Source organism: Catenulispora pinistramenti (assembly GCF_018274385.1).
GTDB classification, from domain to species: domain Bacteria; phylum Actinomycetota; class Actinomycetes; order Streptomycetales; family Catenulisporaceae; genus Catenulispora; species Catenulispora pinistramenti.
In genome coordinates this window covers 21,389-29,065 of sequence record NZ_JAAFYZ010000133.1, presented here as the reverse complement: position 1 = coordinate 29,065, position 7,677 = coordinate 21,389, and the positions used below count along the sequence as shown (strand labels likewise).

7 protein-coding genes are annotated in these 7,677 nt (G+C 71.0%); 2 read left to right on the top strand and 5 right to left on the bottom strand.

The window, feature by feature from the left end; translation table 11 throughout:
• Window positions 1-29: 29 nt before the first annotated feature.
• Genes KGQ19_RS30955 through KGQ19_RS30945 form a run of 3 tightly spaced genes read right to left on the bottom strand, consistent with a single transcriptional unit; the run spans window position 30 to window position 2,583 of the window.
• Window positions 30-686 (bottom strand): response regulator, encoded by a 657-nt coding sequence (locus KGQ19_RS30955; protein WP_230419712.1) that lies wholly within the window; start codon window positions 684-686, stop codon window positions 30-32.
• A complete protein-coding gene (locus tag KGQ19_RS30950) occupies window positions 662-2,020 on the bottom strand; it encodes a sensor histidine kinase (protein WP_212015651.1) in 1,359 nt (452 codons plus the stop codon). The genes KGQ19_RS30955 and KGQ19_RS30950 overlap by 25 nt, the downstream gene beginning before the upstream one ends.
• Window positions 2,017-2,583, bottom strand: coding sequence for an MFS transporter (locus KGQ19_RS30945; RefSeq protein WP_212015649.1), 567 nt, complete (start codon window positions 2,581-2,583; stop codon window positions 2,017-2,019). Before KGQ19_RS30945 ends, KGQ19_RS30950 begins: the two co-directional genes overlap by 4 nt.
• Window positions 2,584-3,068: 485 nt before the next feature.
• On the opposite strand from KGQ19_RS30945, the gene eno reads away from it, so the two are divergent.
• Both eno and KGQ19_RS30935 read left to right on the top strand, forming a co-directional pair.
• Complete coding sequence (eno, locus tag KGQ19_RS30940) at window positions 3,069-4,355, top strand: phosphopyruvate hydratase (protein ID WP_212015647.1); 1,287 nt, start codon at window positions 3,069-3,071, stop codon at window positions 4,353-4,355.
• A 216-nt stretch (window positions 4,356-4,571) separates the two neighbouring features.
• Window positions 4,572-5,144 carry an FtsB family cell division protein gene (locus KGQ19_RS30935; RefSeq protein WP_212015645.1) on the top strand — a complete coding sequence of 191 codons (573 nt, stop codon included), beginning with the start codon at window positions 4,572-4,574 and terminating at the stop codon, window positions 5,142-5,144.
• A 176-nt stretch (window positions 5,145-5,320) separates the two neighbouring features.
• Here KGQ19_RS30935 and KGQ19_RS30930 read toward each other — a convergent pair whose 3' ends face one another.
• Together KGQ19_RS30930 and KGQ19_RS30925 are read right to left on the bottom strand one after the other, a co-directional pair.
• The gene (locus KGQ19_RS30930; protein ID WP_212015643.1) at window positions 5,321-5,959 is read right to left on the bottom strand and encodes a response regulator transcription factor; all 639 of its coding nucleotides are present in this window, start codon (window positions 5,957-5,959) and stop codon (window positions 5,321-5,323) included.
• Window positions 5,960-6,144: 185 nt separating this feature from the next.
• Window positions 6,145-7,446 carry a sensor histidine kinase gene (locus tag KGQ19_RS30925; RefSeq protein WP_212015641.1) on the bottom strand — a complete coding sequence of 434 codons (1,302 nt, stop codon included), beginning with the start codon at window positions 7,444-7,446 and terminating at the stop codon, window positions 6,145-6,147.
• Window positions 7,447-7,677: the final 231 nt, after the last annotated feature.

Below are 7,677 nucleotides of genomic sequence, written 5' to 3'. Positions count from 1 at the left end.
GCCCGCCCCGGTTGTTCCGGCTGTTCCGTTTAGACGTTCAGGTAGCGCAGGACCGCCATCACCCGGCGGTGGTCCTCCGCCGCCGGCGTCAGGTCCAGCTTGGTGAAGATGCTCGACGTGTGCTTCTCCACGGCCTTCTCGGTCACGAACAGCGCGGCCGCGATCGCCGAGTTGGAGCGGCCCTCGGCCATCAGCCCCAGGACTTCGCGCTCGCGCGGGGTCAGCGTCTCCAGCGGGTCGTTCTTCTTGCGGCGGCCGAGGAGCTGGGCCACGACCTCGGGGTCCAGTGCGGTGCCGCCGGCGGCCACGCGCTTGAGGGCGTCCACGAACTCCTCGACCTCGGCGACCCGCTCCTTCAAGAGGTAGCCCAGACCGTTGGCGCTGCTGGAGAACAGCTCTTGGGCGTAGGCGGCCTCGACGGCCTGGCTGAAGACCAGGATCGCCATGTCGGGGTGCTTCGCGCGGACCTCGACCGCGGCGCGCAGGCCCTCGTCGGTGAAGCTCGGGGGCATGCGGACGTCGGCGACGATCACGTCCGGCTTCAGGGCGTCGGCCGCCTCGACCATGCCCTTGCCGTCGTCGACCTTGGCCACGACGTCGAAGCCGGAGTCCGCGAGGAGCCGGGCCAGACCCTCCCGGAGCAGGACCGCGTCTTCGGCGATCAGAACGCGGATGGCTTCTGGCATGGCATCTCCATGATGATCTGGGTCGGCCCGCCTATGGGGCTGCTCACCGACAGGATGCCATCCAACGGCGCGATGCGGTCGGACAATCCGGCCAGGCCCCCGCCGGGGTTGGTCTCCGCCCCGCCCACTCCGTTGTCGCCGACGATCATGCGGAGCTGGCCGTCCCGGACCTCCAGGTCGATCCAGGCCCGGTTGGCGTGCGAGTGCTTGGCCATGTTCGCCAGCGCCTCGGAGGCCACGAAGTACGCCGCCGACTCCACCTCCGGACTGGGCCGCCAGGGCAGCGCCGCGTCCACCTCGACCGGGATCGGCGAGCGGCCGGCCAGTGCGGACAGCGCCGCGTCCAGGCCGCGGTCGGTCAGGACCGCCGGGTGGATGCCGCGGGCCAGGTCCCGCAGCTCGCTCAGGGCCAGCTTCACGCCCTCGTGGGCCTCGGCGACCAGCTGCGCGGCGGCCTCGGAGTCCTCCTCGTTGCCGGACTTCAGCTTCGACTTGGCCCGTCCCAGATCCATCGCCAGCGCGACCAGCCGCTGCTGCGCGCCGTCGTGCAGATCGCGCTCGATCCGCCGCCGCTCGGCCTCCGCGGCGCTCACGGCCTGGCTGCGCGTGGTGCGCAGCGCCGCCTCGCGCCGGTCCAGTTCGGGCCGGCTCAGGCCGAGCAGGGACCGGCCCAGGCCGGTCTGCGCCCGGGTCGCCAGCTCCAGCACGGTCGGCCCGACCAGCCACGCGAAGACCAGCGAGATCGCGGAGAACACGAGGATCGAGGGCAGGGTGCTGATGTAGTACTGGCTGCCGTCGATGTGGGTCAGCGGAATCCGGTGGTTCGGCAGCGAGGAGTACCAGAACGGCAGCGAGACGGCGCCGACGGTCATCGCCCAGAGGATGACGACCGTGCAGAACCAGGTCAGGCCGAACGCCGCGGAGACGATCAGGTGCACCAGATCCCGCCAGGTCGCGGGGTCGGACACGTACCCCACCAGCCGTTGCAGCGGATTGCCGGTCGGCCCGGGCTCCCGGTAGGGCGAGGGCACCCGCTCCCCGGTCAGGTTCAGGATCCGCTGCCGTTCCCGCCGGCTGGCCCAGCGCAGGCTCACCAGCCCGGCCAACAACAGCGGCAGCCCGATCACCACCAGCAGCAGCGACCCGCCCAGGGTCAACGCCACGGTCAGCCACAGGAACTGCACGAAAGCACCGGCGAACGAAGCCAGAAGGTATCCCTGTTGCCGCAACGCCCGCCCGGTGAAGGGGCCCTTCAGCAACTCCCCGGGTCCCACCACCGCGGCGTTCTCATCCGCGCGCCGCCCGGCGACCTTGGCTCCCACAGTCGTGATCATAGGTCCAGGATCGGGGAATCCAGCGCCGATTCCGATGGGGGTGTCCCCACTATTGGGGCGCAGGCAGGCCCCACCCGGCTCGGTCGCGCCACCTCCGCCTTACGCCAAAACAACACCGACAACACCACTCCGGGCACGGCCGCCAACGTCGTCATCCCCACCGCGGCCGCCCCGGGCCGCCCGGCGGCCAGCAGCGGTCCGGCCAACCCGGCCCCGATCGGCGGCGTGACCAGCATGAGCGTCCGCAGCGTCGCGAACCCGCGCCCGCGCAGCTCCGGCGGGATCCGCTGCATCCGGACGGATTGCGCCCACACGGTCATCGGGGTGGCGAACACGCCGACGGCCAGCACCCCGGCGGCGATGACCGCCGTGTGCGGGACGGCCAGGAAGCCGAGGAAGCCCAGCCCGGCCAGGACCTGGAACCAGCCGATCGCGCGCAGGGGGTTGCGGGGCGCGGGCCGGGCGCCGGATGCCGCCGCCCGATCAGCTCTCCGATCGACATCGTGGCCAGCAGCAGCCCCAGCGTGGTGGCGCCGCCGGTCAGCCGGTTCTTGGCCAGCCACGGCGTGACCACCGTGTACATCCCCGCCCGGTCCCGCCCGGGCGCCCCAGCACCAGCCAGGCCAGCGCCACGAAGGTCATACCGTCGCCGGTCATCGACACGACGGAGCCCAGCCAGAGGACGCGGAAGTCACGGTGCGCCAGGGCGGCTCGGAAGCGGTTTCGTTTCAGCACGGATCCACCTTTGGCAGTCGGCGGGCTCCGCGCTGGCGGTGATCGGACACGTTTCGGTGGGAGCCACCGCCGGGTCGCTGCCGGAGGCATCCGAGGCGGGCTGATTCCCCAGGGGCCGATACCCCAGGGCCTGATGCACCGGGGGCCCACGCACCATCGACGCTCCCGCATAGTGCCCGCCGGCTGAATTCGCGGCGAACGCCACGTGCGTGGCGGCGTCCGTCTCACCCCTTGACCCTGCTGACCCGGGGGCGAAGCCGACCGGGAGATAGGCTCTGGGACGAAACCATCAGAGCTGAAGGAGAGATGCGACGTGGCGTCCATCGAAGCCATCAACGCGCGGGAGATCCTGGACTCGCGCGGCAACCCGACCGTCGAGGTCGAGGTGCTTCTCGAAGACGGTAGCTTCGCCCGCGCGGCGGTCCCCTCCGGCGCCTCCACCGGCGCCTTCGAGGCCGTGGAGCTGCGCGACGGCGACCCGGCCGTGTACGGCGGCAAGGGCGTGGAGCGCGCCGTGCAGGGCGTGCTGGACGAGATCTACCCCGCGGTGGTCGGCGAGGACGCCTCCGACCAGCGGCTGATCGACCAGGCGATGATCGACCTGGACGCCACCCCGAACAAGGCCCGGCTGGGCGCGAACGCCATCCTGGGCGTCTCGCTGGCGGTGGCCAAGGCCGCCGCCGAGTCGGCCGAGCTGCCGCTGTTCCGCTACCTCGGCGGGCCGAACGCGCACACCCTGCCGGTGCCGATGATGAACATCCTCAACGGTGGCGCGCACGCCGACTCCAACGTGGACATCCAGGAGTTCATGATCGCCCCGATCGGCGCGGGCAGCTTCCGCGAGGCGCTGCGCTGGGGCGCGGAGGTCTACCACGCGCTGAAGTCGGTGCTGAAGGAGAAGGGCCTGAACACCGGCCTGGGCGACGAGGGCGGCTTCGCGCCGGACCTGCCGTCCAACCGCGACGCGCTGGACCTGATCCTGGTCGCCATCGACAAGGCCGGCTACGTCGCGGGCCGGGACATCGCACTGGCGCTGGACGTCGCCGCGTCCGAGTTCTACAAGGACGGCGCCTACCAGTTCGAGGGCAAGACCCGCACCGCCACCGAGATGACCGACTACTACGCCGAGCTGGTCGACGCCTACCCGCTGGTGTCCATCGAGGACCCGCTGTTCGAGGACGACTGGGACGGCTGGAAGATCCTCACCGACCGCCTGGGCGCCCGGGTCCAGATCGTCGGCGACGACCTGTTCGTCACCAACCCCGAGCGGCTGGCCCGCGGCATCGTCGGCGGCCAGGCCAACGCGCTGCTGGTGAAGGTGAACCAGATCGGCACCCTGACCGAGACCTTCGACGCCGTGCAGCTGGCGCACCGCAACGGCTACCGCTGCATGATGTCGCACCGCTCCGGCGAGACCGAGGACACCACGATCGCCGACCTGGCCGTCGCGGTGGACTGCGGCCAGATCAAGACCGGCGCCCCGGCCCGCTCGGACCGCGTCGCCAAGTACAACCAGCTGCTGCGCATCGAGGAGGAGCTGGACGACGCCGCGCGCTACGCGGGCCGCTCGGCTTTCCCGCGGTTCCAGCACGAGGGCTGAGGCTCGCGGCGGAGCTTGCTTGGCTTGCTCAGCTTCGTGGCGGAGCTTGCTTGGCCTGCTTAGCTTCGTGGCGGAGCGTCGCGCGGCTTCGCGGCTGAGTTCCGTGGCTGAGTTCCGTGACGGGGCTTCGCTTCAGCTCCGCGGCTGAAGCTTCGTGGGCTGACCACCGCATGCTGATACCGCTCGGCCCGACCGGCACGCGGTATCGTCGCAGGCATGAAATCGGAGGCTGAGGGCTCGGCACCTCGGCGCTTGAGCGCGGTCCCGGCGCAGCGGCAAGACGCCGCGCCGGGACCTTCGCGCTCCTCCGGCGACGGGGGTTCGGGGTCGGGATCCGGTTCCGGCGCCTCGAAGAAGCGCACGCGCTACACCGCGCGCGCGGCGATCCTGATGCTCTTCGTCTGTGCACTGGTACTGGCCCTGGCCTACCCGCTCCAGCAGTACTTCTCGCAGAGCTCGCAGCTGGACCAGCTCAAGCAGCAGAACACGCAGAAGCGCGCCGACGTGGACCAGCTGCGTCAGGAGCTGGCGCAATGGCAGGACCCGGACTACGTCAAGATCCAGGCCCGCCTCCGCCTGCACTACCTCTTCCCCGGCGAGACCGGCCTGCGCCTGGTCGGCGCGGGGGACGCGGCCGCCGGCGGCCCAAACGGCACCACCGGCCCTTCCGAAGGCTCCAGCGCCTGGTACGCGCAACTGTGGAACTCGGTGACGGCGGCCGCGACCGGGGCGCCTTCCACGGCGCCGTCGCCGACTTCTGCTACGCCTACCAGGACTTCGACGCCGTAGTCGGCGACCGGCCACTGACTGCCCGATAGCTGGCTGGCGGGGCGCTGGTCGCCTAGCGCTGCTGGTGGCTGGCGAGCTGGCGAGCTGGTGGCTGGCGAGCTGCTTCCATTGTGTTATGAGGTATTCGCCCCTTTGACAAGTGTCGGCGAGCCCACTGACAAGCACCTCCAGCCCAGCTAGGGCGTGACCCCCAAATACTTCAGCACCGCCAGCACCCGCCGGTGGTCCTCATCCGCCGGCGGCAGCGCGAGCTTCGTGAAGATGTTGCTGATGTGCTTCTCCACCGAGCTGTCGGCGAGTACCAGCTTCTTGCCGATCGCGGCGTTGGAGCGGCCCTCGGCCATCAGGCCCAGGACCTCGCGTTCGCGGGCGGTCAGGGCGTCGGTGGGGCGTGAGCCGAGGAGTTGCACCACGACTTCGGGGTCGAGGACTGTGCCGCCGGCGGCGATCTTGGTCAGGGCCTCGACGAACTCGCTGACGTCCGCCACGCGCTCTTTGAGGAGGTAGCCGACGCCGGAGACCTTGCCGCTGAACAGGTCGCGGGCGTAGCGGGTCTCCACGTACTGGGAGAACAGGAGGACGCCGACGCGGGGATGGCTTCTGCGCAGCTCCAGGGCGGCGCGCAGGCCCTCGTCGGTGTGGGTCGGGGGCATGCGGATGTCCATCACCACGGCGTCCGGCGGGTCGGTGGTGACCGCGGCCAGGAGTTCGTCGGCGTTCGGGACGGCGGCCGGGATCTCGTGGTCGCGCTTGGCGAGGATCTGCACCAGGCCGTCCCGGAGGATCGCGGAGTCTTCGGCGATCATGATGCGCACAGGCGGTGCTCTCCTTCGTCGCGGGCGGCCCTGGCTCACCTGAAGATAACGGAACAGCGGAGCCGCGGCCGGACCTTGTCAGGTCCGGCCGCGGCTTCAGCGGCTTCGATGGTGCATTGGCGGTGCCGGCCGCGGCGACGTCCGAGGACGACGGTCGTGTCGGCGGCGTCAACCGCGCCGGCGGCTCACACGTGCATCGGCAGTTTCACCATCACCCGGGTCGGGCCGCCCACCGGGCTGTCCACGGCCAGCGACCCCTCCACGGTGCGGACCCGGTCCAGCAGCCCGGCCAGTCCGCCGCCGTAGCCGACCTGCGCGCCGCCGCGGCCGTCGTCCTCGACCGTGAGGTGCAGCCGGCCGTCCTCCTGGACCACCGACAGCGCGGCCCGGGACGGTGCGGCGTGCTTGGCCGCGTTGGTCAGCAGTTCGGCGGCGCAGAAGTAGGTGATGGTCTCGATCGCCCGGTCCGGGCGCTCGGCCAGGGCCACGTTCACCGTCACCGGCATCGCCGAGCGCGCGGCCAGCGTGCCCAGCGCGTCTCGCAGGCCGTTGTCCAGCGCCGCCGGGTGGATGCCGCGGGCCAGGTCGCGCAGTTCGTTGATGGCCTGCTTGGCGTTGCGGTGCGCGGTGTCGATCAAGGCCCGGGTCTCGTTCAGGTCCAGGTCGGTGCCGGCGTCGCCGGCGTTCAGGTTCTCCTTGGCCTCGCCGAGCTGCATCGCCAGGGCGACCAGCTGGGCCTGCGCGCCGTCGTGCAGGTCGCGTTCGATCCGGCGCAGCCGGGCCGCCGAGTCGTCCACGGCGTGCGCCCGGCTCACGGTCAGCTCCTCGACCCGCTGGTCGGCCCGGGTCGGGCCGAGCAGGGTGGTCATCAGCAAGGTGTCCAGCCAGACGACGAACTTCAGGATCCAGGCCGCGGCGTAGAGCCACACCACCCCGGCGGCGGACACGAGCAGCGCCCGCGGCCAGCTGTCGAAGTAGAACTGGCCGATCTGCATCGCCGAGTGCCGCCTCACCCCGTGGTGGTCCACGTTCGTCGGGTGGAAGATCGACCACCACACCGGGTAGAAGAGCGTGACGAGCCCTTCGCCCAGGCCGAGCCCGAGCAGGAACATGTACGCGACCGCCAGCGGGGAGCGGACCAGCAGGTACGCCTGCGCCCGCCAGGCCGTCATGTCGCTCAGCGCCGCCCCGAGCTTGGCCAGCAGCCCGTGCGCGTTGCGCCAGCGGGCGTTCGGCGGCGGGGCGTCGATGTCGACGTCGAGCAGCGTGCGGGCCATCCCGCGCTGGAGCTTGGCGTACTGCCGGGCCAGGAAGATCGTGATGGCGATCAGCGGCAGGCCGACGAAGGTGAAGGACAGCACTCCGCCGACCGACAGGGTGACCACGACATAGATGAAGCCCGCGATCCCGAGCGGCGCGCTCACCAGGGAATACAGATACTGACGGCCGGTACGCCCCGACACCGGGCTCAACAGGAAACGCTTCATGGGAAAAGCTTCGCCGATCATGACTCGGCCGCCCACGGTGCGGCCACGGAACTTCAACCCCCGGTTATCCCTACCATCATCGCCCGGACGGCTGCCCTGACCGGACACGATAGCCGCCGAATCACCGCCGGTGGCCGGGACTGTCGGCGCAGGTGGGGCTGCCGGGACAGCTGGGCTCAGGAGAGACCGGCCGGGATCAGGAGGGGCGGGCCGGGATCAGGAGGGACCGGC